At 72.4% G+C, this 25145-nt stretch carries 23 protein-coding genes and 1 pseudogene; 12 read left to right on the plus strand and 12 right to left on the minus strand.

All coding sequences use genetic code 11. The features are described 5' to 3' along the window. The first annotated feature begins 68 nt into the window (after window positions 1–68). From AB0K82_RS18030 to AB0K82_RS18040, 3 genes are all read left to right on the plus strand, one after another. The gene (locus AB0K82_RS18030) at window positions 69–872 is read left to right on the plus strand and encodes an enoyl-CoA hydratase/isomerase family protein (protein ID WP_364398359.1); all 804 of its coding nucleotides are present in this window, start codon (window positions 69–71) and stop codon (window positions 870–872) included. A gap of 231 nt (window positions 873–1103) precedes the next feature. After that, window positions 1104–2162 carry a biotin synthase BioB gene (bioB, locus tag AB0K82_RS18035; protein ID WP_364398168.1) on the plus strand — a complete coding sequence of 353 codons (1059 nt, stop codon included), beginning with the start codon at window positions 1104–1106 and terminating at the stop codon, window positions 2160–2162. 146 nt (window positions 2163–2308) lie between these two features. Beyond that, entirely contained in the window at window positions 2309–3103 is a 795-nt protein-coding gene (locus tag AB0K82_RS18040; protein ID WP_364398361.1) for an aldo/keto reductase, read from the plus strand. Window positions 3104–3155: 52 nt separating this feature from the next. Here AB0K82_RS18040 and AB0K82_RS18045 read toward each other — a convergent pair whose 3' ends face one another. Beyond that, window positions 3156–5024, minus strand: coding sequence for a Xaa-Pro dipeptidyl-peptidase (locus tag AB0K82_RS18045; RefSeq protein ID WP_364398169.1), 1869 nt, complete (start codon window positions 5022–5024; stop codon window positions 3156–3158). Window positions 5025–5293: 269 nt separating this feature from the next. Between AB0K82_RS18045 and AB0K82_RS18050 the strand changes: the two genes are divergently transcribed. The 4 genes from AB0K82_RS18050 to AB0K82_RS18065 all read left to right on the plus strand — a co-directional run bounded on the left by AB0K82_RS18050 (window position 5294) and on the right by AB0K82_RS18065 (window position 8630). After that, a complete protein-coding gene (locus tag AB0K82_RS18050) occupies window positions 5294–7249 on the plus strand; it encodes an ABC transporter ATP-binding protein (RefSeq protein WP_364398363.1) in 1956 nt (651 codons plus the stop codon). Between the two features lie 134 nt (window positions 7250–7383). Further along, window positions 7384–7566: a hypothetical protein gene (locus AB0K82_RS18055; RefSeq protein ID WP_364398171.1), complete on the plus strand. Its 183-nt coding sequence runs from the start codon at window positions 7384–7386 to the stop codon at window positions 7564–7566. 123 nt (window positions 7567–7689) lie between these two features. After that, window positions 7690–8205 (plus strand): hypothetical protein, encoded by a 516-nt coding sequence (locus AB0K82_RS18060; protein ID WP_364398172.1) that lies wholly within the window; start codon window positions 7690–7692, stop codon window positions 8203–8205. Between the two features lie 26 nt (window positions 8206–8231). Further along, window positions 8232–8630: a hypothetical protein gene (locus AB0K82_RS18065; RefSeq protein ID WP_345347083.1), complete on the plus strand. Its 399-nt coding sequence runs from the start codon at window positions 8232–8234 to the stop codon at window positions 8628–8630. A gap of 334 nt (window positions 8631–8964) precedes the next feature. On the opposite strand, the gene AB0K82_RS18070 is transcribed toward AB0K82_RS18065, so the two are convergent. The 5 genes from AB0K82_RS18070 to AB0K82_RS18090 form a co-directional block, all read right to left on the minus strand. Beyond that, window positions 8965–9867, minus strand: coding sequence for a sulfotransferase (locus tag AB0K82_RS18070; RefSeq protein WP_364398174.1), 903 nt, complete (start codon window positions 9865–9867; stop codon window positions 8965–8967). Window positions 9868–10036: 169 nt separating this feature from the next. Continuing rightward, window positions 10037–10447, minus strand: coding sequence for a glycoside hydrolase family 3 N-terminal domain-containing protein (locus tag AB0K82_RS18075; protein ID WP_364398365.1), 411 nt, complete (start codon window positions 10445–10447; stop codon window positions 10037–10039). Further along, the gene (locus AB0K82_RS18080; RefSeq protein WP_364398176.1) at window positions 10378–11145 is read right to left on the minus strand and encodes a glycoside hydrolase family 3 N-terminal domain-containing protein; all 768 of its coding nucleotides are present in this window, start codon (window positions 11143–11145) and stop codon (window positions 10378–10380) included. Before AB0K82_RS18080 ends, AB0K82_RS18075 begins: the two co-directional genes overlap by 70 nt. Before the next feature lie 185 nt (window positions 11146–11330). After that, on the minus strand, window positions 11331–12086 hold the full coding sequence (locus AB0K82_RS18085) for a glucose 1-dehydrogenase (protein WP_364398178.1): 756 nt from the start codon (window positions 12084–12086) through the stop codon (window positions 11331–11333). A 42-nt stretch (window positions 12087–12128) separates the two neighbouring features. After that, window positions 12129–12869 (minus strand): SDR family oxidoreductase, encoded by a 741-nt coding sequence (locus AB0K82_RS18090; protein WP_364398180.1) that lies wholly within the window; start codon window positions 12867–12869, stop codon window positions 12129–12131. A gap of 320 nt (window positions 12870–13189) precedes the next feature. On the opposite strand from AB0K82_RS18090, the gene AB0K82_RS18095 reads away from it, so the two are divergent. Continuing rightward, window positions 13190–14146, plus strand: a complete 957-nt coding sequence (locus AB0K82_RS18095; protein WP_364398182.1) for an LD-carboxypeptidase — start codon at window positions 13190–13192, stop codon at window positions 14144–14146. Further along, on the plus strand, window positions 14143–15006 hold the full coding sequence (locus AB0K82_RS18100) for a hypothetical protein (RefSeq protein WP_345347066.1): 864 nt from the start codon (window positions 14143–14145) through the stop codon (window positions 15004–15006). The genes AB0K82_RS18095 and AB0K82_RS18100 overlap by 4 nt, the downstream gene beginning before the upstream one ends. A gap of 43 nt (window positions 15007–15049) precedes the next feature. Here AB0K82_RS18100 and AB0K82_RS18105 read toward each other — a convergent pair whose 3' ends face one another. Continuing rightward, complete coding sequence (locus AB0K82_RS18105) at window positions 15050–15640, minus strand: TetR/AcrR family transcriptional regulator (RefSeq protein ID WP_364398183.1); 591 nt, start codon at window positions 15638–15640, stop codon at window positions 15050–15052. Window positions 15641–15896: 256 nt separating this feature from the next. On the opposite strand from AB0K82_RS18105, the gene AB0K82_RS18110 reads away from it, so the two are divergent. Then, entirely contained in the window at window positions 15897–16835 is a 939-nt protein-coding gene (locus AB0K82_RS18110) for an alpha/beta hydrolase (protein ID WP_364398185.1), read from the plus strand. Between the two features lie 316 nt (window positions 16836–17151). Here the strand turns inward: AB0K82_RS18110 and AB0K82_RS18115 are convergent. Beyond that, window positions 17152–17418 (minus strand): annotated as a pseudogene (locus tag AB0K82_RS18115) (IS5/IS1182 family transposase); the annotation flags it as partial. 121 nt (window positions 17419–17539) lie between these two features. Continuing rightward, complete coding sequence (locus AB0K82_RS18120) at window positions 17540–19339, minus strand: glycoside hydrolase family 15 protein (protein WP_364398186.1); 1800 nt, start codon at window positions 19337–19339, stop codon at window positions 17540–17542. Window positions 19340–19490: 151 nt separating this feature from the next. Here AB0K82_RS18120 and AB0K82_RS18125 point away from each other — a divergent pair, with 151 nt between their 5' ends. Next, on the plus strand, window positions 19491–21041 hold the full coding sequence (locus AB0K82_RS18125; RefSeq protein WP_364398188.1) for an MFS transporter: 1551 nt from the start codon (window positions 19491–19493) through the stop codon (window positions 21039–21041). Window positions 21042–21047: 6 nt separating this feature from the next. Here AB0K82_RS18125 and AB0K82_RS18130 read toward each other — a convergent pair whose 3' ends face one another. Next, complete coding sequence (locus AB0K82_RS18130; protein ID WP_364398366.1) at window positions 21048–21728, minus strand: hypothetical protein; 681 nt, start codon at window positions 21726–21728, stop codon at window positions 21048–21050. A gap of 145 nt (window positions 21729–21873) precedes the next feature. On the opposite strand from AB0K82_RS18130, the gene AB0K82_RS18135 reads away from it, so the two are divergent. After that, complete coding sequence (locus AB0K82_RS18135; RefSeq protein WP_364398190.1) at window positions 21874–23280, plus strand: PLP-dependent aminotransferase family protein; 1407 nt, start codon at window positions 21874–21876, stop codon at window positions 23278–23280. Between the two features lie 100 nt (window positions 23281–23380). Here the strand turns inward: AB0K82_RS18135 and AB0K82_RS18140 are convergent, their stop codons facing one another. Then, complete coding sequence (locus tag AB0K82_RS18140) at window positions 23381–24274, minus strand: alpha/beta fold hydrolase (protein ID WP_364398191.1); 894 nt, start codon at window positions 24272–24274, stop codon at window positions 23381–23383. Window positions 24275–24296: 22 nt separating this feature from the next. Next, on the minus strand, window positions 24297–25106 hold the full coding sequence (gene fdhD / locus AB0K82_RS18145; RefSeq protein ID WP_364398193.1) for a formate dehydrogenase accessory sulfurtransferase FdhD: 810 nt from the start codon (window positions 25104–25106) through the stop codon (window positions 24297–24299). Window positions 25107–25145 lie beyond the last annotated feature (39 nt).

A 25145-nucleotide genomic window follows, 5' to 3' on the forward strand; every position in this document is an offset into this window, starting at 1 on the left:
CGCGGCGGAACACTCTTCCTGCGGACGTCGCGCCGCTGCCCGGCATCGACCCGGATATCTCCCAGTCGATGGACCTGTTCGAGGCCGAGCACACCCTACCGCTCGACCCTGCCGAGCTTCAGCGAGCAGGCCTGCGCCTCGACGTCGACGGCGCCGTGGCGACGATCAGCCTTGCCCGGCCGGAGCGGCGCAACGCCCTGACCTTCAGCACCTGGCACACGCTCGCCCGCATCGGCGAGACGCTGCCCGAGACCGTCCGCGTCGTCGTCGTACGCGGCGACGGTCCCTCCTTCTCCGCAGGCATCGACCTGCGGCTCTTCAGCCCCGAGGGCGTGCCCGGCGAGGACACCTCCGGCCCCCGTGACGAAGAGTTCATCGCGGGACTGCAGGCGGGCTACCTCTGGCTCCGCCGCCCCGACATCGTCTCGATCGCGGCCGTGCAGGGGCACGCCATCGGCGGCGGCTTCCAGCTCGCGCTCTCCTGCGACCTGCGCGTGGTCGCCGACGACGTGAAGTTCGCCATGAAGGAGCCCGCGCTGGGCATCGTCCCGGACCTCACCGGCACCAAGCCGCTCGTCGACATCGTCGGCGTGCCGCGCGCCCTGGAGATCTGCCTGACGACGCGCACCGTCTTCGCCGAGGAGGCCGCCCGCCTCGGCCTGGCCGAGCTGGTCGTGCCCGCCGCCGAGCTCGACTCCGCGGTCGCCGACCTCGTCGCGGCGATCCTCCAGGTCCCGCCGGCCACCGCGGCCGCGACGAAGCGCCTCATTCGGCAGGCGCCGCACAACACCCTGGCGGAGCAGGCGGCGGCCGAGCGCCGCGAGCAGGTGCCCCTGCTCGGCGACCCGGCCGGCGCATCACCGGCCTCCTGACCCTGGGCCGCCGGCACGTCGCCGGAATTCTGGCCCTCGGCGGTCGGCGCGTCTCTGGCCTCCTGATCCGCGGTCTGCGGCGCGTGGATGGTCCCGATCCGCGGCCGCCGGCGGGTTCACGGGGCGCTCCGGGAGCGCTCACGTCAAGTAGATCGCGCCTACAAGCCACGGTCCGCCCTGTTGTGCCGGTGGCTCCTCCGCGCGTCGACCGGCACACGGCAGACTCGCCCCATGGACGATCTCGTGGATCCGATCGTGGCCAAGGCGATGCGCCGGGAGGCGCTGACCCGGGATGAGGCCCGTACGGTGCTCGCCGTCTCCGACGAGGGCACGCTCGAACTGATCGCGGCAGTGGGGCGGGTGCGGCGGGCGTTCTTCGGGAACCGGGTGAAGCTCAACTACCTGGTCAACATGAAGAGCGGCCTGTGCCCGGAGGACTGCTTCTACTGCTCGCAGCGCAAGGGGTCCGACGCCGACATCCTGAAGTACTCCTGGCAGGACACCGAGGAGATGGTCCGCGCCGCCGATCAGGCGGTCGCGCGCGGCGCCCGCCGGGTCTGCCTGGTCGCCAGCGGCCGGGGCCCCGCACAGCGGGACATCGACCGGGTCAGCGCGGCCGTCCGGGAGATCGCCGCGCGCGACGTCGAGGTCTGCGTGTGCCTCGGCCTGCTGAAGCCCGGCCAGGCCGAGCAGCTGCGCGAGGCGGGTGCGTTCGCCTACAACCACAACCTCAACACCAGCGCCGAACGCTACGGCGACATCTGCACGACCCACGGTTTCCAGGACCGGGTCGACACGGTCAACGAGGCGGCGGCCGCCGGGCTGTCGCCGTGCTCAGGAGCGATCTTCGGCATGGGGGAGGGCGACGAGGACGTCATCGACGTCGCGTTCGCGCTGCGCGAGCTGAACCCGGACTCGGTCCCGGTCAACTTCCTCATCCCGTTCGAGGGGACGCCGCTCGCGGGGAGGTGGGAGCTGACGCCGCTGCGCTGCCTGCGCGTCCTCGCGCTGTTCCGGCTGGTCTTCCCGGACGTGGAGGTGCGGCTGGCCGGCGGACGGGAGATCCACCTGCGCGGCCTGCAGCCGCTCGCGCTGCACGTCGTGAACTCGATCTTCCTCGGCGACTACCTCACGAGCGAGGGCCAGGCCGGCGACGACGATCTGCGCATGATCGCCGACGCGGGCTTCGTCGTCGAGGGCGCCGAACGGTCCACCGGACCCGAGGCCCGGCACGACCTCGTCGTCATCCGGGAGCGAGGAATAGGGACGGACACAGAGGGCAATACGTGACAGTCCGCCCCCTCGGCGGCAAAACGGGCCCGGCTGGAGGGGAGTTCCGGCCGGGCCCGTACTCTGCGAGGAGCGATTACTTCGACGACGATGGAAGGACCTTCGTGTCAAGCGTCCCGACGATCACGCTGAACACCAGTGCCGCCATGCCGCAGCTGGGGTTCGGCGTCTGGCAGGTTCCCGATGAGGAGGCGGCCCCCGCGGTCGGCACCGCCATCGAGGCGGGCTACCGCAGCATCGACACCGCGGCGGCCTACGAGAACGAGGAGGGCGTCGGCAAGGCCATCGCCGCCGCCGGCGTGCCCCGCGACCAGCTGTTCGTGACCACGAAGCTGTGGAACGGCGACCAGGGGTACGACGCCGTGCTGCGGGCGTTCGACCTGAGCCTCGACAAGCTCGGGCTCGACTACGTCGACCTCTACCTCATCCACTGGCCGCTGCCGGCCAAGGCCGCCTACGTGGAGACCTGGAAGGCGTTCGAGAAGATCTACAAGGAGGGCCGGGCCAAGGCGATCGGCGTCTCGAACTTCCAGATCCCGCACCTGCGGCGGCTGTTCGAGGAGACCGACGTCGTCCCCGCCCTCAACCAGATCGAGCTGCACCCGTACCTCCAGCAGGCGGACCTGCGGGCGTTCCACGCCGAGCACGGCATCGCCACGGAGGCGTGGAGCCCGCTCGCCCAGGGCGGCGGGCTGCTCAAGGACGACACGGTCACCCGGATCGCGTCCGCGCACGGCAAGACCCCCGCGCAGGTCGTCCTGCGCTGGCACGTCCAGATCGGCAACGTGGTGATCCCCAAGTCGGTCACGCCGTCCCGCATCAGGGAGAACATCGACGTCTTCGACTTCGAGCTGAGCGACGACGACCTGGCCGCCATCGCGGGCCTGAACCGGGACGAGCGCACCGGCCCGGACCCGGACACCTTCAACCTCGGCGCCTGAGCGCAGCCCAGGATGGGGCGGGCGGCGTCACGCCGCCCGCCCCATCGCCGTCTCAGCGCGGGGCGACCGGCAGGTGCAGGGTGCTCACCCCGGGCTGCACGGTCAGCCTCGTGCCGGCCGGATAGCGCAGCGTGTAGTCGTAGTCGGTGGACAGCACCACGACGCCGAGCCGGTGGCCCGCCTTGAAGACGTAGTCGTTCGGCTGGAAGTCCCAGGCGAAGTCGTACGTCTTCCCGGCCTTGAGCGGGTCGGTACGGGCCGGGTCGTGCCGGTTGCGCGCGTCCAGCCAGCCGCGCGTCACGATCTTGAACGGCTTGGTCTCGGTGACGTGCGCGGTCCGGGTGGTGCAGCCGTCGTCGTCGGGGACGCCCTCGCCGTAGCAGACCTGTTCGCCCGTGCTCGCTACCACACCGGTCGGCCGGGTGTCGGTGCCGTAGTCGACCAGCAGCGCGGTGAGGTACGGCGAGCGGCCGTCGAGTGAGGCGCGCAGCGAGATGCGCGGCGTGCCGCCGACCCGCACCGGCTTGGTGAGCTGTGGCGTCAGGTAGACCAAGCGGTTCGGATCCGGGGTCGTCGGGTCGGCCGCGAGCTGCTCGGCCGTCCGGGTGCGCCCCGCGTCGACCATCGACTGCGCCGCGCCGCGCCGCGGCTTCGCGGCCAGGTCACCGGAGGCGTTCAGGTGCAGGTCGACGGTGCGCGTGCCGGGCTCCGGCCAGTCCGCGTGCTGCTCCCACTGCCCGGGCGCCCGCTCGATGTCGACGCGCGGCTCCTGCATGATGCCGTTGTCGATCCCGTACAGCCAGTGGTCGAACCAGTGGTGCGTCTGCCGCAGCCACTCCTCGATCCGCCAGCGGAACGGCGTGTTGTGGTTCGCCTGGTGGAGCCACAGCTTCCGGGGGACGCCGACGCGCGCCAGCGCGTTCCACCACTGCACCGACTGCTTGGTCTTGACGTTCCAGTCGTTCAGGCCGTGCACGACGAACACGGCGGCGCGCACCTTCCGCGCGTCCTGGACGTAGTTCCGCTCGTCCCAGAACCGGCTGTAGTTGCCGGTGTCGCGGTCCTGCCTCGCCTCGATGTCGGCGATGACCTGCTTGCAGATCTCCCGGTCCGCGCGCGTGTAGACGTACTTGGCCAGGACGTCGAGGTCCTCGCCCTGAAAGCCGCCGGGCGCGAGCACGCCGCCGTTGGCGCGGTAGTAGTCGTACCAGGAGGAGATCCCGGCGATCGGCACGATCGCCTTGAGCCCCGGCACACCGGTGGCGGCCGCCATGTTCGGCAGCGTCCCGTCGTAGGACTGACCGATCATGCCGACCTTCCCGGTCGACCAGGTCGCCTTGACCGGGGTGCCGTCGGGGGCCCAGCCGCGGGCGCGGCCGGTCAGCCAGTCGACGGCGGCGCGGACCCCGGCCTGTTCGTTGCGCGCGCCCGAGGTCGGGCAGCCGGTCGAGCCGCCGGTGCCCAGGCTGTCGAGGTCGGCGACGGCGTAGCCGCGCGGCAGGAAGTAGTTGTCGTAGTAACCGGGGAAGGCGCCGGCGAGGACGTCGGCCGACCGGTTCTGCCGCAGCCCGCGGGCGCTCAGGCCGTCGATGTCGACGTCGTGGTTGGGCACGTCGTTGCCGCCGGCCCAGTACGGGCTCGGCTCGACGATGGTCGGGACCTTGAGGCCCTGGTCGGTCTCCTTGGGGCGCATGATCCGCATCTGCACCCGGTCCCGGACGCCGTCGTGGTCGCTGTCGACCGGGACCTCGATGTTCACCGTCTGGGTAGTGGCGTCGGCGCGGGAGAAGACCGGCTGGGTCTCCCCACCCGACACCGTGGCGTGGGGGGTGGGCGCGGCGTCGGCGGGACGGGCGGAGATGGCGGGCGCGGCGGTGATCGTGGTGATCGCCAGGACCACGCCGAGCGTGCGTTGTCGCATGGGGGCTCCGTTGGGGGGTTGTCGGGGCTTGTGACATTCCACGCAAGATCGACTTCCGGCACAAGTCCGTGGAAGGGAGGACTAGGTCGCGGGTCCGGGGGCCGGTTCGGCCGGACGGCGGATGGCGGGGAACCGCGTGCATGGCGCAGGCTGGGATGGAGGCGAGCGACGAACCGGAAACCCGGGGGAATCAACCAACGATCCGGTACGTTCTTGCCGACGCGCTTACATGATTACGTCGCGAATCCTCGGGAGGGACCGCCGTGGGGATGCCGGACAACGGCTGGATGATGATGGCGTCGTTCCGCCGCGACAGGTCGGTCGTCAAGGAACGGCTCAAGGCCGGGACGGTGCGCCGCATCGCCGGGTACGCCCGCCCGTACATCCGGGAGCTCGTGCTCTTCCTGGCGCTGAACGCCGTGGCCGCCGTCATCGTCGTGGCCAACCCGCTGCTGCTGAAGACCATCATCGATCACGGGATCGTGCCGCACCGGACCGGGATCGTGATCACACTGGCCTCCGCCGTCGCGGGCCTCGCCCTGGTGGAGGCGCTCATCGGCCTCGGCCAGCGGTGGTACTCCGCGCGCATCGGCGAGGGGCTGATCTACGACCTGCGCACCCAGGTGTTCGACCACGTGCAGCGCATGCCGGTCGCGTTCTTCATGCGCGCCCAGACCGGTTCGCTGGTCAGCCGCCTGAACAGCGACGTCATCGGCGCGCAGCGCGCCCTGACCACCACGCTGTCCTCCGTCGTCTCGAACGTGATCAGCCTGGTCCTCGTGCTGGTCACGATGCTCGTGCTCTCCTGGCAGGTCACGCTGGTCGCCCTGGTGCTGCTGCCGATCTTCATCTTCCCCGCCAAGTGGGTGGGCCGGCGGCTGCAGAAGATCAGCCGGGAGCAGATGCAGCTCGACGCGGAGATGAGCTCGCTCATGACCGAGCGGTTCAACGTCGCCGGCGCGATGCTCGCCAAGCTGTACGGTCGTCCCGAGGAGGAGTCGGCGGGCTTCGCCGACCGGGCCCGGCGGGTGCGCGACATCGGGGTGACGTCCGCGATGTACGGCCGGGTCTTCTTCACCGCCCTGACGCTGGTGGCCTCGCTGGCGACCGCCATGGTGTACGGGGTCGGCGGATCGCTCGTCGTCGACGGCAGCTTCCAGCTCGGCACGCTCGTCGCCCTGGCGACGCTGCTCACCCGCATGTACGGTCCGCTGACCGCGCTGTCCAACGTGCACGTCGACGTGATGACCGCGCTGGTCAGCTTCGACCGGGTCTTCGAGGTGCTCGACCTCAAGCCGATGATCGACGAGAAGTCCGACGCCCGGCCCCTGCCGGAGCGCTTCTCGGCCTCCCCTGGCACGGACGGCCCCGCCGGGTCCGCGGCGGATGATCTGGATCTGCTCGTGGCGGACGACGCGCCGGCGATCGAGTTCGACGACGTGGTCTTCCGCTACCCGGCGGCCGCCGAGGTCTCGCTGGCCTCCCTGGAGTCGATCGCGCGGACGGACACCGCGCCGAGCCGCGAGGTGCTGCACGGAGTGAGCTTCCGCGTCGCTCCGGGGACGATGACCGCTCTGGTCGGGCCCTCCGGCGCCGGTAAGACGACCATCACCCAGCTCGTGTCCCGGCTGTACGACGTGACGGAGGGCGTCGTCCGCATCGGCGGCCAGGACGTACGGGACACGACCCTCGAGTCGCTGCGCGGCACGGTCGGCGTGGTCACCCAGGACGCGCATCTGTTCCACGACTCGATCCGCGCCAACCTCGCGTACGCCCGGCCCGACGCCACGGACGAGGAACTGGCCGAGGCGCTCCGGGCCGCGCAGATCTGGGAGCTCGTCGAGAGCATGCCCGACGGTCTCGACACCGTCGTCGGAGACCGGGGCTACCGGCTGTCCGGCGGGGAGAAGCAGCGCCTGGCCATCGCCCGGCTGCTGCTGAAGGCCCCCTCGGTCGTGGTGCTCGACGAGGCCACCGCCCACCTGGACTCCGAGTCCGAGGCCGCCGTGCAGCGGGCGTTGCGCACCGCCCTGGCCGGCCGCACGTCGATCGTCATCGCCCACCGGCTGTCGACGATCCGCGAGGCCGACCAGATCCTCGTGATCGAGGACGGCCGTGTGGCCGAGCGGGGCCGGCATGACGAGTTGCTCGCCGGGGGCGGGCTGTACAGCGAGCTGTACCACACGCAGTTCGCCCGGCAGGACGTGCCCGACGCGGTGCACTGAGCCTCTCACGGCGGCCGGCGCGGCCCTCTGGGGCGCCGCGCCGGCCGCCGGGAGGCGGCCCGTCCCGCGTACAACGCCCGTTCGCGGGTAGACGGACTCAGCGAGCATCCGTCCACGAGTGAAGGGAACGGTCGATGGCGATGCCGGGTGACCGCGCCCGTACCCATATCCCGCCGCCGCGTGAGATCTGGCCGAGCAGCGAGCTGTTCCGCGAGGTCGGCCGTATCGCCGCCGAAGAGCTCGAACGCCCGGCACCGGACGCCCGCTCGCGGGATTCGGATAACACCCCTGATGAGCAGGGTGCCGACCGGTCATGACGCAGACGATCGGCTCCGTTTCGGGCAGCGGGGTGGAATAGGCTTTTTGTCCTTTGCGGTGATTTGTCGGCGCTCGGTCAGCGCACAGGAATGAGCCGGTGGCGACGAGGGTAGATCCTCGGCGTGAGCTTTCCGTATACCAAGCGGGCACGCTGGGTGACCATCGTCGCGTTGATCGCCTGCGCCGGGGCTCTGCTGCTGACCGGCGCGAGGACCGACCCGCCGGGCCCCGACGCCCCGTCGGCGGGTCCGGACCCGGGCGGGCCGGGCGCGTCGTACGCCGACCGCTCTCGCGTCTTCGGCCTGGTCATGGTCGGCCCGACGGCGGAGGTCGTGCTGTTCGCGCCGGCCCGCAAGGTCCAGCCCGGCGGGCCGGAGACGGTGCGCCCGGCGGACGTGGGGCGTTACGTCCCGCTGCGGCTGGCGCCCGGGGCGGTGATCCGGGCGTCCGCCCCGATCGCCAACGACGGCGTCACCGACTGGGTACGCGGCGTCCGGCTCACTCCGGAGGAGTTCCGCGCGCTGCTCGTCAAGCTGCAGGCGCGGCTCCACCCGCTGCTGGACCGGTCGCACATGTTCGAGCTGTGGTTCGACGGCCGGGGCCGGGTCACCCGGATGCAGCACTACTTCAGTCCCTGAGCGGGACGCGGATCGGGGGAGACGAGATGAGACGTTCGCACGCCATGGTGGGCGCGGTCTTAGGAGCCGCGCTGGCGATGACCGGCTGCCGCCAGAGAGTCGAGCCGGTGGACCGGGACGTGAACGTCTCCCATCATCAGACCGCCCGGGCCGGGTCCGCCCACCACCGGCCGCTCCGCGAGGGCCGGCACCACCGGCCGTCGATCGCGGGGATCAGGGCGGGGGTCGTTCGCGACGTCCCGGAGCCCCGGAGAGGGGGACGGCGGCCGCCCCCGCTGCCGGCGAACGGATGCGCCACCGTCCGCGAACCCGGCCACGGCGTCGCCGTGCGCTGCGTGCAGGGATCCGGCGAGGACTTCGACCGATCGCACGACGCCGTCCTGCGCGGGCCCACCGACGCCCCCGACGACGACAACGAGGACTGAGCCGGCTCCGGCGTTCCGGGCCGGCGCCCCGAAACGCCGACGCGCCGGCGCCCCGGAACGCCGACGTCGGGGGACGCCGACGTGCCGGCGCCCGTTCGGCGCGGCCGGCCCCGCGGACCGTCCGCGGGGCTTCACCTGAGCGCATTCTCATCGCAACGCCGCCGTCGCGCGCTCGGGACAGTGTGGGAGCAGGCGGCGAATCGTCACTGCGGAGTGAGTGGGATGGTGAAGAACAGGCGCGGGATGCGGCGGATCACCGCTCTTCTCGTCGGGTGCGGTGCGGCCGGACTGGCGATCGGCTGGCGGTACGCCGAACGCGGGAGCCCGCCGACGGCTATCCCCGGTCGCTGAGCCGGTAGCCGAGGCGGGTCAGCTCGGCCCCGGCGATCTTCTCCACCTGGGTGACCTGCTTGGGCGTCAGCCCCTCCTGCCACCGGCCGACGCCTCCGTCGTGGAGGCCGTACAGCGCGGTGCGGGAGACCCGCTGGCCTAGGTAGTCGGACAGGGCGGAGACGACCTCGCGGGGCCGGGCCACGAGCTCCTCGTACCGGACCGTGAGCAACTGCTCCTCGGGCGTCTGCGCCCGGAGCCGGGCACTGAGCCGGATCGACCCCCGCCAGCGCAGCGCGCACTTGACCGCGACCCCGGCCTGTGGCCAGCGGGCGCGCTCGGTGACGTCCTCGACCCCGAAGAAGGGGTTCGGGAAGACCTCGTCGAGGTTGGCGAACCCGGGCCGGAACCAGGCCAGGCAGCGCTCGTCGGTGAGCATTCCGGCGACGACGTCCCGGCCGTCCCGGATGATCTGGATGAGCTGCGCGTCCGGGAAGGCGTCCAGGATCACGTCCGTGCTGTAGATCAGGTCCGGGGTGGCGTCGGCGAACCGCTGGACGCCGCGCGGATCCGCGCAGGTGCCGTCGGCCCCGATCCGGCCCAGTCCGCGGCAGTCCGCCGGGCACTCGCCGCAGCCCTCGCGCGTCACCTGCCAGGTGTGGGCGTACGCGTCACGCAGGACGCGCGCCGCGCCCTGCCCTCGCTCATTGGCGATCGAGGGTCGCCGGGCGAAGGCGTACACCGTGCGGACCACCCCGGGGCGTCCCATCGTGACGTGGAACGCGCCCGAGCGTCTGAGCGCGCGGGCGAGGAGGTCCGTTCCCGAGTGGGGTGCGCCCAGGAGGAAGACCGGGCGACGGACCTTGGTGCCATTGACCACCAGGATGTGGGGGGACGTCGTGCGCATGGGTCCCATAAGTCTGCCACTCTCGTCAGGTCGACTTCGCCCTGATCGCCACTCATGGAGCCTCTCCCCGGATGCGTCGGCCGTGCCCACGACCGGTTGACGGACACATCGGATGTTAGTGCCAGAAAACCGGATTCTGCCGCAGGCGCGGAGGGGCGAACGCGGGAATTCAGCCGGACCTGTGGCGAAGATCGGAGACCCGGGTCCGCGCGGCGTCGAAGGCGCGCCGGTCCAGTCGTCCGCTCCGCAGGGCAGCGGCCAGGCCGGAGACGACCGCCTGCCCGTCGGCGACCCGCTGGGAGCAGACGAGGATGAGGTCCATCCCGGCCCGCGCCGCCGCGACCGCTCGCTCCGCGTACGTGCCGAACCCCTCCAGCCCCCCGGCGTTGATCGCGTCGCTCACGGTCACGCCCCGGAACCCGAGCCGGCCGCGGAGCGACCCGAGGACGACCGGGGACAGGCCCGCCGGCCGCGCCGGGTCCAGCGCCGGATAGACCGCCCAGGACGGCATCACGAGCCGAACGCCGGCCGCGATCGCCGGAGCGTACGGGGGTTCGTCGACGCTCCGCAGGACCGACAGGGGGACCGCAACGTGACGGGCCGCAGGTCGGTGTTCTCGTCCGGACCGGCCGCGCCGAGCCCCGGGAAGTGCTTGACGGTCGCCGCGACCCCGGCCCGCTGCTGCGCCGTGACGAAGGCGGCGCCCAGCCGGCCGCAGACGGCCGGATCCGTGCTGTACGAGCGGCCGAGCCGGTCGGCGAAGTCGCCTTCCGTGCGATGGACGTCGAGGACCGGCGCGAGGTTGACGTTCATCCCGACGCCCGTGAGCAGCCGTCCGGCCTCCGTGCCGGCCCGAGCCGCCGCCGCGGCGGGATCGGACGCCTGACCGATCTCCTTCTGCGAGCCGACGGGGCCGCCCGGGAGCCGTCGTACCCTGCCGCCCTCCTGGTCGGTCATCAGCAACAGCGGAGCCGGCACCGGACCCGCCTTCCGCGCGACCTCCAGCCGGCGGGTCGCCGCGGCGATCTGGTCCAGGCTCGTGACGTTGTCCGCGAAGAAGATGACGCCCGCCGCGGTCCCGGCCTCGATCTGCGCCAGCAGCGCGGGCGGCACGGTGGAGCCGGAGTAGGAGAAGATCACACACTGCCCGGCCTGCTGCTCCGGCGTCAGACCGGTCCACGGGCGCGCGAGGGCGGCGGGCGCCGGCGCGAGCGCCGCGACGGTCAGGCCGGCGCGGAGGGCCTCCCGCCGGGTCAGCGGCCGGTCCGGGTGTTCCATCACGTCCCCCGGTTCGAGTGCGGAGCCCGCCTCCTCGGCCCGGCGAGCGGCCGCGGCCCGTGGCCCACGCCGCCCGCGTGCGGGCTCTTCCTTCGATTGTGGAACGCCGCCGTGCCCGGGACCGGACCGGGGCCGGTGGGACGACGGTCCGGGTCGTCCCGTGCCGTGATCAGGACACCGGCGGCTCAGTCGCCCACGATGTCGTCGGTCATGCGCTGGTTGCCCGCCAGCAGCCCGCCGTCCACGGGCAGCGTCGTCCCGCTGATCCACGCGGCCTCGTCGGAGGCCAGGAAGGCCACCGCGGCTGCGACGTCGTCCGGAGTGCCGACGCGGCGCAGCGGATACCAGCCGGCGACGCGGTCCAGGACGCCCGGGCGGTGGCTCTCGCGCTCGTCCCACGCGCTGGTGCGGATCGTGCCCGGTGCGACGGCGTTGCAGCGGATCCCGGCCGGGCCGTAGCGCACCGCGACGCTGCGCGTGAGGCTGAGGACGCCCGCCTTGGCCGCGCTGTAGGCCTCGTTTCCGAGATGGGTGATGCCGTTCACCGAGGCCACGTTGACGATGACGCCCCCACCCCGCCGCAGCATCGCCGGCAGGACGGCCTGGGTGCACAGGAACGTTCCCTTCAGGCACAGATCGACGTCCCGGTCCCAGGCGTCCTCGGACAGTTCCTCGAACGCCGCGTCGACCGCGCCGCCGGCGTTGTTCACCAGGACGTCGACGGGCAGGTCCGCCAGCGCCGCCCGGACGCCGGCGCCGTCGGTCACGTCGACGGCGACCGCGCGAGCGCAGGGGATCTCACCGGCCGTACGCCCGGCGCTCGCGGCGTCCAGGTCGGCGACGACGACCCGGGCGCCCTCCGCCCCGAACCGCAGGGCGATCGCCCGCCCGATCCCGGCGCCGCCGCCGGTCACCACCACCGAACGCCCGGAGAATCGCATCCCCCGATGATGCATCATCGCCGCGTCGGACGGCCGAGCAGGTCAGCGGCCCGGGAACGCGCCCCCGTTGACGTGGATCACCTGGCCGGTGATGTGCCCCGCCGCAGGGGACGCCAGGAAGGCCACGGCCACCGCGACCTCGGCGGGCGTGGCGACCCGCCCGGTGAACGTCTCGGAGCTCGATCGCGCGCGCCGCTCCTCCGACAGCGTGCCGTTGAAGAACTCGGTGTCCTCGACCAGGCCGGGCGCCACGGTGTTCACGGTGATGCCCCGCGGGCCGAGCCGCGCTCCGAGGTCGGCGGCCAGGTTGTGCACCGCCGCCTTGGCGGCGCCGTACGACCCGTTGCCACGTGCGCCGCCGCCGCGCGCGCCCGCGATCGACCCGACCAGGACGACCCTGCCGTTCGCGGCCAGGCGCGGCGTCAACGCCGTCGTCACCAGGACCGCGCTGACGACGTTCTGGTCGTACTGCGCGAGCCACAGTTCGCGCAGGCCCGCCAGGTCGCCGTCGGCCGGCGGGGAAAGACGGCGCGTGGCGTTGCCGCCGGCGTTGTTCACCAGCACGTCGACCCGCTCGGGCAGCGCCGGGAGCGCTTCCTCGACCGCGACCGGATCGGCGGCGTCGAACGCCACGGCCCGCGCCCCGATCGCGGCGGCGGTCTCCTCGAGCACCTCCTTCCGGCGGCCGGTGATGGTCACGTCGACGTTCTGGGCGATCAACGCCTCCGCGATCGCCCGGCCGATGCCGGTCCCGCCGCCGGTCACCACGGCCGTCCGCGTCATGACACACTCCTCGTTCAGGTCCGAACAACTCGCCGATCACGCTAGGGGGTGTCCGGACGGCGCCGCGCGCCGCCCAGGTCATCGCCGGAGCCGATCTCGGGCGGGCCGCCGAGTGACCGAGGCGTTTCGGATCGTTAAGGAACGGCAAAGACCGTATGATCTCCCTTGCCGCGTGATCCGCGAGCCGATCGGGGACGTTCTGACCGCAGGGTGTCAGGGGCGAGCTGACACCGGAGGCTCGGTCACGCGACACCTGACCTCTTCCGCTGCGGGGGTTGTTGGTGCCATGCTCTGACGCAGCACATAACAAGGAGGGGCGGATGCGCGACCCCGGGGGCGGTCAGCCATCGTCACTGCACGCCGGGGATCGAGTCGCCGTCATCGCCCCCAGCGGGCCGGTCGACCCCGGCCGTCTCGAGCGCGGTGCCACGGTGCTGCGGAGCCTCGGCCTCGAGGTGACGTTCGGGCGGCACGCCCTCGACATCGCTCCGACCCTGCCCCACCTCGCCGGCGCCGACGCCGACCGCGCGGCCGACCTGCAGGCGGCCTGGTGCGACCCGGAGATCGCGGCGGTCCTGTGCGCCCGCGGCGGGTATGGCGCCGCGCGGCTCCTCGACCACCTCGACTGGACCGCGCTCGGCCGCGCGACACCGAAGCCCCTGCACGGGTCCAGCGACATCACCGCCCTGCACGTGGCGTTCGGACGACGACTCGGGGTGACCACCTCGTTCGGGCCGATGGTCGCCTCCCTCATCGCCGACGGCGAGCCGGAGGCGGTCGACCACCTGCGAGCCGCCCTGTTCGACCGCGGCGCGCCCGTCACCGGCACGCGCGCGCTGCGCCCGGGCCGCGCGACCGGCCCTCTGACCGGCGGCAACCTCGCTCTCCTGACCTCCCTGCTCGGCACGCCGTACGCCCCGGAGCCGGCCGCCGGCCGCATCGCCTTCCTCGAGGACGTCGGCGAGGCGCCCTACCGCGTCGACCGCATGCTCACCCAACTACGCCAGGCGGGCTGGTTCGACGGCGTCGCGGGCATCGTGCTCGGCACCTGGACCGGCTGTGGCGACCTCGACGCGGTGTTCGCCGACCGTCTCGGCCCGCTCGGCGTGCCGATCCTCGCGGGGGTGCCGGTCGGGCACGGCCCCCGCCAGCTCACCATCCGGCTGGGCGCTCCGGTCCTGCTCGACGCGGACGCGCTCGTACTTCATCCGGGCGTGCCGGACGCCCGGGGACGGCGGTCCGGACCTCCGGGCGCCTTCGCGGGGGAGACACCATGACGACGTACGAACGCCGCGACCATCGGCCCGCACCGGCCGGTGGAGACGACCGGGCCCTCGACTCGCTCGTCGTGCTGGTGGCCGAGAGCCACGGGTACGGCTGCCGTCCCGTCCAGAACGACGCGATGCTCCTCGACGGCCCGCAGCGTCTCCACATCGGCATGCGCAACCTGCGCCAGCTGGCCCGCCAGGTGCCGCGCGACGACTGGCCCGCACTGGTCGCCGACCACGTCGGCACCATCATCACCGCCATCGAGGAGCCGCTCGACCTGCGCGACTTCGCGCTGGTGCGCGGCCTCCTGCGGGCCCGCGTCTACCCGGCCGAGGCCCGCACCGGACGCCTCATCTGCCGGCCGTTCGCGCCCGGGCTCATCGAGGCGATCGTCGCCGATACTCCCACGACCGTGCGCACGATCGTCACCGACGACGCCATGACGTGGCCGGTGACGGCCGACGAGCTGTTCGCCGTCGGCCGCGAGGGCGTGCGCGCCGACGGCCCGCTGGAGTGCGACGTCATCGACGACACCGGCATCCGCGTGCTGGAGGGACAGACGTTCTACGCCGCGACGCACCTGCTGTGGCTGGACTCCTACCTCGACCCGGGACCGTACGGCGCGCTGGCCGTCGCCCCCACCCGGAGCGCGATCGCCGCCTGCGCCATTCGCAAGAACACCGCGATGATCACGGCTGAGCGCCTGCACGCCTTCGCCAGGAACGCCTACGACGAGGGCCCCGGCTCGCTCACCCCGGAGCTGTTCTGGATTCGGAACGGCACCCTCACCCTCCTGGAGTCCCGCACGATCGGCGGCCGCCTGGTGCTGCCCGCCGACTTCATGCACTTCCTCGACACCCTCCCCTGATCCCCACGCCACCGCAGTCCGTCAGCGCGGGGTTCCTGAGCGCCTAGTCGCGCGCGTGCAACGCTTGCGAGAGCGCGTCAACGGTCACGCGCACTATGGCCAGGAGCTGCGCCGGGCTCGCCCCGGCTCTGCTCATGACGGCGAGAGACTGGTTGACGGCCGCCGCGTGTTCAGCGAAGGCATCGGCGTCCTGGTCGGTCAATCGCCCGGCCTTCAGCGCGGCGCGCAGGCGCAGGCGCTGGAAGCCGAGCGCCTCCTTCGCGTGCGCCGCGACGCTCGGGCTCAGCACCGGGATCGCCATGGCCGACTGGGCGACCAGGCATCCATCTGGCAGTTCGGGATCGGCGATGCGCTCGAGGGTGACGTCGAAGAACGCGCGAACAGCCGCAAGCGGTTCCGAGGCTGCACACGACAGGGCGGCGTCGTACTTGTCGCCGTAGCGCGCGGTGTAGCGAGCCAGGCAGCGCAGGAAGAGCGTGTCCTTGTCGCCGAGCGAGGAGTAGATGGAGCTGCGGTTCAGGCCGGTCGCCCGGGACAGATCGTCGACTGAGGTGTCGGCGTAGCCGGCGCGCCAAAACTGGATCATCGCGGCGTCAAGCGCCGTGTCCATGTCGAACTGCTTCTTGCCTGCCACGTGGCACTTCCTTGCCGGTGTGTCGATGTCTCGGGCCATGCTGCGCACCATTCTATCTTGAACCAATCAGTTCAAGATGTGCTAGCCTCCGAGCATGGTCATGGCCGGGCGTCCCCCACACCTCGCGACAGCGCGGCAAGCACACCACCGACGTAGGACCGGGACAGCCCTGCTGGCCATCGGAATGATCGTCATCGAGGAGGCGCTCTGGATCCACTCCGCGCCTGTCTTCATCGCCCGCCTTCGGAGGATTCCCGTGACTGACCCTGCGCCCACCACTCAGCATGTCCCCGAAGCCAACCCTGTCCGCGGCCTGCCCCTGCACGACCTGGACGGGTTCACCCACCGCTGGGTCGACGCAGCCGGCATCCGCCTTCATGCCGTCGAAGGCGGCCAGGCTTCCGGTCCGGCCGTTGTCCTGCTCGCCGGATTCCCGCAAACCTGGTGGGCCTGGCGAAAGGTCATGCCCAGCCTCGCCGGCCGGTTCCGCGTCATCGCGATCGACCTGCCGGGCCAGGGCCACTCCGAGCGCCCGGAGTGCGGCTACGACACCCATACGGTCGCCGCGCACGTCCACGCCGCCGTGAACGCTCTCGGAGTGCCGACCTACTGGCTGGCCGCCCATGACATCGGCGCCTGGGTCGCCTTCTCCCTCGCCCTCAACTACGAGAGCCAGCTGCACGGAGTCGCCCTGCTCGACGCCGGAATCCCCGGCATCACTCTGCCGGAAGCGATTCCCACCGACCCGGCCCGGGCGTGGAAGACCTGGCATTTCGCGTTCCACCTTGTGCCCGACCTGCCCGAGACCCTGATTGCCGGCCGCGAACGGGAGTACGCCAACTGGTTCCTGAAGGTGAAGTCCCTCGCTCCCGGCACGTTCGACGACGCCGACCTCGACCACTACGCAGCGGCCCTCGCCGCCGACGGCGGCCTCCGCGCCTCCCTCGCCTACTACCGAGACGCCGCCGAGTCGGCGCGCAAGAACCACCAGGCACTCAGGCGGCAGCACCTGACCGTGCCCGTCCTCGGAATCTCCAGCAGCCACGGCTCCATTCCGGACATGGCGGCCTCCATCAGCCCGTGGGCCGACAACGCCACCGGAGTCGTCGTGCCCGACGCCGGGCACTTCATCCCCGATGAGCAGCCCGAAGCCGTCGCTGCCGCTATATCCGGCTTCATCGACGGCGGCGACTGACGCCGCTCAGACCTGCCCGGCGCCCACCCGCCCAGGCGCGCGGCCACCACGGGCGAGGCTTTCGCCGAGCAGCCGGTACGGCCCCGCACGACCATCCCGAGGAGAAGAACGGGCAATCTCCACAGATCGCACACCAGGGTCGCCCGGCCTCTTCCACCGGCGTCTACCCACAGGAGAATTGTCTCCGCTGAGGAGACACCACCAGAAACGACGCCCCACCCAGCGGGCGGACCGGCAGGTGCCGCACGCACCCCTTGCCGCGCCGTCACAGATCGACCACCACGTGATCCATGGCAGTGCGGAGACCAAGGTGATCGCTGGAGTTGCCCTTGCCGGCGATCAGGTGCGCCGGACGGGTGCGTGGCCGGCCCGCGCCGGGCCGGGCGATGCGGATGGCCTCGACGACCCGCACCAGACGGGAGCAGGCCTCGACGTTGCCGGGCGTGACCACGAACGACAGCGGCAGACCGCGGCTAGGTGGACCTTGGTCGCCAGCCCGCCCCGGGACCGCCCGAGCGCCTGGCGTGTCCCGACTCGTCCCTGCCTCATCCCCTTTGCGGGCTCCGGCGGCGTGCTGATGCGCCGGCCCGATCCGCTGCCAGGCCGCATCGGTTGACTCATGTCGCCGCACCACGACCCACCATCAAGGCCGGCCCCGAGACCGACCTCAGCCGAACACCAAGAATCACCGGATCGGGACGACCTCAGGCCGTTGCCGTTCCACGGCGGACGCCGTCGTGGCCCTCCAGGTCGTAGGCGGTGAGGACGAGGGGCACGTGGCTGAACGCCTGCGGGAAGTTGCCGACCTGGCGGCGCAGCCGCGGGTCGTACTCCTCGGCCAGCAGGCCGACGTCGTTGCGCAGGTCCAGCAGCCGCTCGAACAGCTCGCGGGCCTCGTCGACCCGGCCGATCTGCTGGAGCGCGCCGGCCAGCCAGAAGCTGCAGGCGAGGAACGCGCCCTCGCGGCCCGGCAGGCCGTCGACCCCGGCCTCCTGTTCGCCGGTCTCGTACCGCTGGACGAAGCCGTCCACGGTGAGCTCCCGCTGGATCGCCTCGACCGTGCCGACGACGCGCGGGTCGTCGGGGGGCAGGAAGCCGACGCGGGGGATGAGCAGCAGTGCGGCGTCGAGCTCCCTGGACCCGTACGACTGGGTGAACGTCCCCCGGTCGGAGTCGAACCCCTTGGCGCACACCTCACGGTGGATCTCGTCGCGCAGCGCCCGCCACTGGTCGAGCGGGCCCTGCCGGTCGAATGTCTCGATCATGCGTACGGCGCGGTCGACCGCCACCCACGTCATGACCTTCGAGTGGACGAAGTGCCGGCGGGGACCGCGGATCTCCCACAGTCCCTCGTCCGGGTCGCCCCAGTGCTCCTCGAGGAAGCCCGTCAGCGCGCGCTGCAGCGACCAGGCGTGCCGCTCGGGCTGGATGCCGGTGTTCAGCGCGAGGAACAGCGAGTCGGCGACCTCGCCGAAGACGTCGAGCTGCAACTGCTTGGACGCCGAGTTGCCGACGCGGACCGGACGGGAGTCCTCATACCCCGGCAGCCACGGCAGCTCGTACTCCTCCAGCCGGCGCTCGCCCGCGACGCCGTACATGATCTGCAGATCCTCGGGGGTGCCGGCCGCGGCGCGCATCAGCCAGGACCGCCAGGCCTTGGCCTCGTCGCGGTAGCCGCTGCGCAGCAGGGCCTCCAGCGTCATCGTCGCGTCGCGCAGCCAGCAGAAGCGGTAGTCCCAGTTGCGCACGCCGCCGACGTCCTCGGGCAGCGAGGTGGTCGCGGCGGCGACGATGCCGCCGGTCGGCTCGTAGGTCAGGGCCTTCAGCGTGGCCAGCGAGCGGACGACCGCGTCGCGGTACCGGCCGTCGTAGGTGCAGTGCCGCGCCCACTCGGTCCAGAACCGCTCGGTGCCGTCGAGGGCCTCGTACGGGTCGACGTCACGCGGGGCGGGCAGGTGCGAGGGGTGCCAGGTGCAGACGAACGGCAGCGAGTCGCCCTCGCACACCACGAACGTCGCGCGGTGGGCGAAGTCGCGGCCCTCCAGTTCGATCGGGCTGCGTAGCCAGACCGAGTCGGGCCCGGCGGTGGCGGTGAGGTGGTCGCCGATGCGGCGCATCCAGGGGACGACCCGGCCATAGTCGAAGCGGAGCCGCAGGTCGAGGCGCATGGGCACCCGGCCGGACACGCCCTCGATGATGCGGACGACGTCGGCCGCCTCGCCGCGTTCCGGCATGAAGTCGATGACGCGGACGGTGCCCTCCGGGGTGTCCCACTCGGTCTCCAGGATCATCGTGTCGCCGCGGTAGCGGCGCCGGGTCGCCCGGCCGCCGGAGACCGGGGCGATCTGCCAGCGGCCGTTGTCGGGCGTGCCGAGCAGCCCGGCGAAGCAGGCGGGGGAGTCGAACCGGGGCAGGCACAGCCAGTCGATGGAGCCGTCCACCCCCACGAGCGCGCAACTGAACAGGTCGCCGATGAGTGCGTAGTCCTCGATTCGCCCGGGCAACGCCGCCCCCTCCCGTCGCGGATGTTCGTCGTACCGTAGCGCGGCACGAGTCCGACGTGACCGCAGGACGTATGACATCGTTGTTTACCGCTCGATCGCTCGGTTACGTCTCTCCTGTCCCTCGCGAGGGCGCGTGGACCAAGGAGATGACATGCACGAGACCGGTGACCCGGCCTCTCCGCCGGACGTCGTTCGCAGTCTGGTACCCGCCCGGATCGACCGACTGCCCTGGTCGCGGTTCCATACCCGGATGATCGTGGCGCTCGGTGTCGCCTGGGTGCTGGACGGCCTGGAGATCCAGATCGCCAGCATCGTGGGGCCGGTCCTGCAGCATCACGGCACGCTCGGGCTGAGCTCCCGGGCCGTCGGCTTCGCCGCGACGGTCTACCTGCTCGGCGAGGTCGCGGGCGCGCTGATCTTCGGCCGGTTGTCCGACCGGCTCGGCCGCCGCAAACTGTTCATCGCCACGCTCGGGCTGTACCTGGCGGCCAACGCCCTGACCGCCCTGTCGTTCAACTACGGGATCTTCCTGCTGTTCCGGTTCATCGCCGGGATGGGCATCGGCGGGGAGTACGCCGCGATCCACTCGGCGATCGACGAGCTGATCCCCGCCCGGTACCGGGGCCGGGTCGACCTGGCCGTCAGCGGCACCTACTGGTTCGGTGCGATCCTCGCGTCCCTGGGCGAGTACGTCCTGCTCAACCCGAGCCTGCTGCCCCAGAACCTCGGCTGGCGGATCGGCTTCCTGATCGGCCCGGTGATCGGTGTGGCGATCTGGACGCTGCGCAGAACGCTGCCGGAGAGCCCCCGCTGGCAGCTCATGCACGGGCGCGCCGAGGAGGCGGAGGAGACGGTCGCGTACATCGAACGCGAGGTGGAGGCGTCCGGTCACCGGCTGCCGCCCGTCGACGAGAGCCGGTACCTCGACGTCCACCCGCACGAGTCCGTGTCGTTCCTGACCGTCGGGCGCACGCTCTTCCGGGAGTACCCGTCGCGGTCGCTGCTCGGCGCCACGCTGATGATCAGTCAGTCGTTCCTCTACAACGCGATCTTCTTCACGTACGGCCTGGTGTTGAGCCACTTCTATGGGGTGGCCGACCACGACGTGCCGAAGTACTTCTTCGCCTTCGCGGCCGGGAATCTGCTCGGCCCGCTGCTCCTGGGGCCGCTGTTCGACACCATCGGCCGCAAGCGGATGATCGCCGGGACCTACCTGTTGTCCGGCACACTGCTCGCGGTCAGCGGCTACCTGTTCAAGCTCGGCGAGCTGTCCGCCCTGACCCAGACGATCCTCTGGTCGGTGATCTTCTTCATCGCCTCGGCGGCGGCCAGCTCCGGCTACCTGACCGTCAGCGAGATCTTCCCGCTGGAGCTTCGGGCCCAGGCGATCGCGCTCTTCTTCGCGATCGCCCAGGTGTTCGGCGCCCTCGGCCCGACGATCTTCGGGGCGCTGATCGGGGACCAGGACCACCCGGATCCCGGACGGCTGTTCGTCGCCTACCTGATCGCGGCGGGGATCATGCTCGTCGCCGGAGTGGTCGAGGCGGTCTACGGCGTCCGGGCGGAGCGCGCCTCGCTGGAGGACGTCGCGACGCCGCTGTCGGCGGCGCGCCGGGCGGCCGAACAGGTCGGTCGCCGGCTCGATCCGGGCTCCGGGGCCGGCCCGGCCGGCACCGGGCCGACCGGGACGGCGGGCGCCTGACAGGCCCTAGCGGGCGTCGCCGCATTCGGCGGGCACCGCGGCGGCCGGGACGGGGGTTCCGCCCTCGCCCTCCGGCCGTTGCCGCGCCGCCGCGCGGGGCGTCTCCTCGCGCGGCGCCTTCCTGATCTCCAGCCTCGGGATGAAGACGTGCGTGAGCGGGCCGATCGCGACCGCGTAGAGCAGTGTGCCGATGCCCACGGTGCCGCCCAGCAGCCAGCCGACGGCGAGCACCGTCAGCTCGATGCCGGTGCGGACGACGCGGATGGAGTGGCCGCGGGCCGCCAGGCCGGTGGTCAGGCCGTCCCGCGGTCCCGGTCCCAGGCCGGCCCCGATGTAGCACCCCGTGGCGAACCCGCCGATGAGGATCGCCGCGACGAGGTAGCCCCACTGCGCGACGACCGTCCCGGGGTGGGGGAGCGCCCAGAGGAAGAGGTCGGCGAACGCGCCGACGAGGACGGCGTTGCTGATCGTTCCGATGCCGGGCCGCTGGCGGAGCGGGATCCACAGGGCCATCACGGCCACGGCGGCGATGATGATCCAGGTGCCGATGGACAGGCCGGTCTGGCGGGCGAGCCCCTGGTGGAGGGTGTCCCACGGGTCGTTGCCGAGCCCGGAGGCCACCTGCAGGGCGATCCCCAGCCCGTAGAGGGCCAATCCAACGTACAACTGGGCCAATCGGCGGACCATCACCGGTCTTCTCCGCTCACGTGTGACTGCTTCCAGCAGGAACGCCGATGGGTCGGCGCCCGGCTCTCGGACGTGGCTCATTCACCCATGGAAGTGGCTTGCAGATTAATGGCCAATCAGGAAAAGTGGCCATATGACGTCGCGAGTGATCAATGCCACGAGCCTCGCCCGGCTGCTCGGTGGCACGCCGCAGAGCCGTCCCCGGTACGCGGCGGTGGCCCGGAGCATGCGGGCCCTCGTCCTCGACGGCCGGCTCCCGCTGCGCACGCGGCTGCCCGCCGAGCGCGATCTCGCGGCCGCGCTGGGACTGAGCCGGACGACGGTGACCTCCGCGTACGACGCCCTGCGCGCCGAGGGGTACGTCCAGAGCCGTCAGGGGGCGGGCAGCTGGACCGCACTGCCCGCCGGCAGCCCGAGGGCGGCCCGGCAACGGCTCGCCGAGGACCGCTCGCTCATCGACCTGGCCTGCGTCACGCCGTCCGCTCCCCGTGGTTTCGAGGACGACGTCGCCGCCGCCGTGGCCGAGCTTCCGCCCTACGCGTGCGGTCCCGGCTACGAGCCGCTCGGGCTGGCGCCGCTGCGCGAGGCCGTCGCCGCCCGCTACACCGCGCGCGGCGCGCCGACGCTGCCGGAGCAGATCCTGGTCACGACCGGTGCCCAGCACGGGCTGTGCCTCGTGCTTCAGGCGCTCGTCCGTCCCGGGGACTCCGTGCTCGTCGAGTCGCCGACCTACCCGCACGCCCTCGACGCGCTGCGCCGCGCGGGAGCGCGCCTGGTGCCCGCGGGCGTCAACGCCGGCTGGGATCCCGAACTCATCACGAGCGGCCTGCGGCAGTCCGCCGCCCGGCTGGCGTACCTCATCCCGGACTTCCAGAACCCCACCGGCCTGCTGATGGACGATCAGGTCCGCGCCGCGCTCGTCTCGGCCGCACGGGCCACCGGAGCGTACGTCGTCGGCGACGAGACCTTCGCCGAGCTCGCCGTGGACGACGTCGCGCGGCCGCGTCCGCTGGCCGCCCACGACACCGACGGACGCGTGATCAGCATCGGGTCGGCGTCCAAGGTGCTGTGGGGCGGCCTGCGCATCGGCTGGATCCGGGCGACGCAGGCGCTCGTCCGCAGGCTGGCCGAGGCCCGCGACACCGTCGACCTGGCCAGCCCGGTGCTCGAGCAGCTCATCGTGGCCCGGTTGCTCGGCCGCATCGACGCGGTGGCCGACGAGCGGCGCGCGATGCTGCGGGAGCGCCGCGCGGTCCTCGTCGAGGCCCTGCGCCGCGAGTGCCCCGACTGGACGTTCACCGTCCCGCCGGGCGGGCTGTCACTGTGGGCCCGGCTGCCGGGGACGTCGAGCACGGCGCTCGCGACGGCGGCGGCCCGCTACGGCCTGCACGCCGTGCCGGGGACGGCCTTCGGCGTGGACGGCGTCCTGGACGACCACCTCCGCGTGCCCTACGTGCTCCCGCCGGAGGTGCTGCGCGACGCCGTCTCCCGGCTCGCCGCGGCCGCACGGGAGGCCGTCGGCGCCCAGCCGCCTCCTCCCGCCTTCGTCTAGCACCCCCTGGACCGCGCGCCGGATGCCCGGAGCGCTCGGCTCGGGTACGGCCCGTTCACGGAGCACGCCGCCAGTGCCTCCCGAGCTCACGTGCGCGGCTTCAGGCGGCGGAGGCCTGCTCGGCGTGCTCGGCGATGAGCCGCGCGAACTCCGCCGGCCGGGTGAGGAGCCCCCAGTGCGACGTGGCGACGGGCCGTACGCGCAGGCGCCCGGTGAACGGGCGCGGCGCCTCGGCCGTCAGCGCCGCGGTGGCGTACGTGTCCTTCGTCGGCACGATGACCTGCGTCGGCACGGTCACCTTCAGGGAGACGCCGGTCCGGCGCGCGCTGCGGGTCCCGCCGAGCATGTTCGCCCGGTAGAGGTTCAGCCCGGCCACGGCGTCCTGGAGGAGCGTCGGCGCGGGGTGCCCGTCGCCGGCCGGCACGCCTTCGAGCCGCTCCAGGCGCCGGCCCCACCGGCCGGCCAGCCCGCGCCTCCAGACCAGCTCCGGCACGACCGGCACCTGGAAGGCCGCGAGATACCAGGACCGCGCCAACTGCCGCGCGACGACCGGCACGCCGGACGGCCGCCGCGGGCGCGTCCGGAACCAGTGCGAGGCGTGCGCCAGGCAGGGCCCGGAGATGGAGGTGAAGGACGCGAACCGGTCGGGCATCTCCCGGACCGCCTCCCACGACTGGATGGAGCCCCAGTCGTGGCCGACCAGGTGCACCGGCGCGTTGGGGGAGACGGCGTCGAGCACGGCGCGCATGTCGGCCACCAGGTGCTGGAACCCGTACGCCTCCCGCCGCGACGGACGCGAGGACGCGCCCGCGCCCCGCACGTCGTACGCCACGACGTGGAAGCGGTCCGCCAGCCGGGCGGCGACCGCGTCCCATACCGCGTGGGTGTCCGGGTACCCGTGCACGAGCAGCACCGTCGGCCCGGAGCCGCGCTCGTACACCGCCAGCTCGACGCCGTCGCCGTGGACCCGGCGGGTACGCGTGTCGTCCGACATGACGCCTACCGTAGGCCCGCGGTCAGTCCTTGATCCGCTCGGCCCCCGTGTAGACGTTCATCGAGGACCCGCGGAGGAAGCCGATGAGCGTCATGCCGGCCTCCTCGGCGAGTTCGGCCGCGAGCGAGGACGGCGCGGACACGGCCGCGAGCGCCGGGATGCCCGCCAGCATGGCCTTCTGGGTGAGCTCGAACGACGCGCGGCCGCTGACCAGGAGCACATGACCGGTGAGCGGGAGCCGCCCGTCCTTCAGCGCCCGGCCGACCACCTTGTCGACCGCGTTGTGCCGTCCGACGTCCTCCCGGAGCGCGACGAGCGTGCCGTCCGCGTCGAACAGCCCGGCGGCGTGCAGCCCGCCGGTCCGCTCGAAGACCCGCTGCGCCTCGCGGAGCGTGTCCGGCAGGGCGGCCAGGACCTCCGGGTCGAGGACGGTCGTGTCGGACCGCAGGTCGTAGCGCGCCCGCTGCCGGAGGGCGTCGATGCTCGTCTTCCCGCAGACCCCGCACGCGCTGGTCGTGTAGAAGGAACGCTCCACCGAGACCTCCGGCGGGCCGACCTCCGCGGCGAGCGCGACGTCGACGACGTTGAACGTGTCGGTGTCGGCGCAGTAGCGCATGGCGGCGACGTCCTCCGGCGCCCGGATGACGCCTTCGGCGTACAGGAGGCCCGTCACCAGGTCGAAGTCGTTTCCCGGCGTCCGCATGGTGACCGACAGCGGGCGCCCGTCCAGGCGGATCTCGAGGGGTTCCTCGACGACGAGGGTGTCCGGTCTCGCCCGGCGTCCGCGTTCGTCGATGTGCGCGATCCGCCGCCGCACGGTCACTCGGCCCATGATCCGACCGTACCGCCTGTGCTACTCGTCGGAGCGGGC

Source organism: Actinoallomurus sp. NPDC052274 (assembly GCF_040679475.1).
GTDB classification, from domain to species: Bacteria; Actinomycetota; Actinomycetes; order Streptosporangiales; family Streptosporangiaceae; genus Actinoallomurus; species Actinoallomurus liliacearum.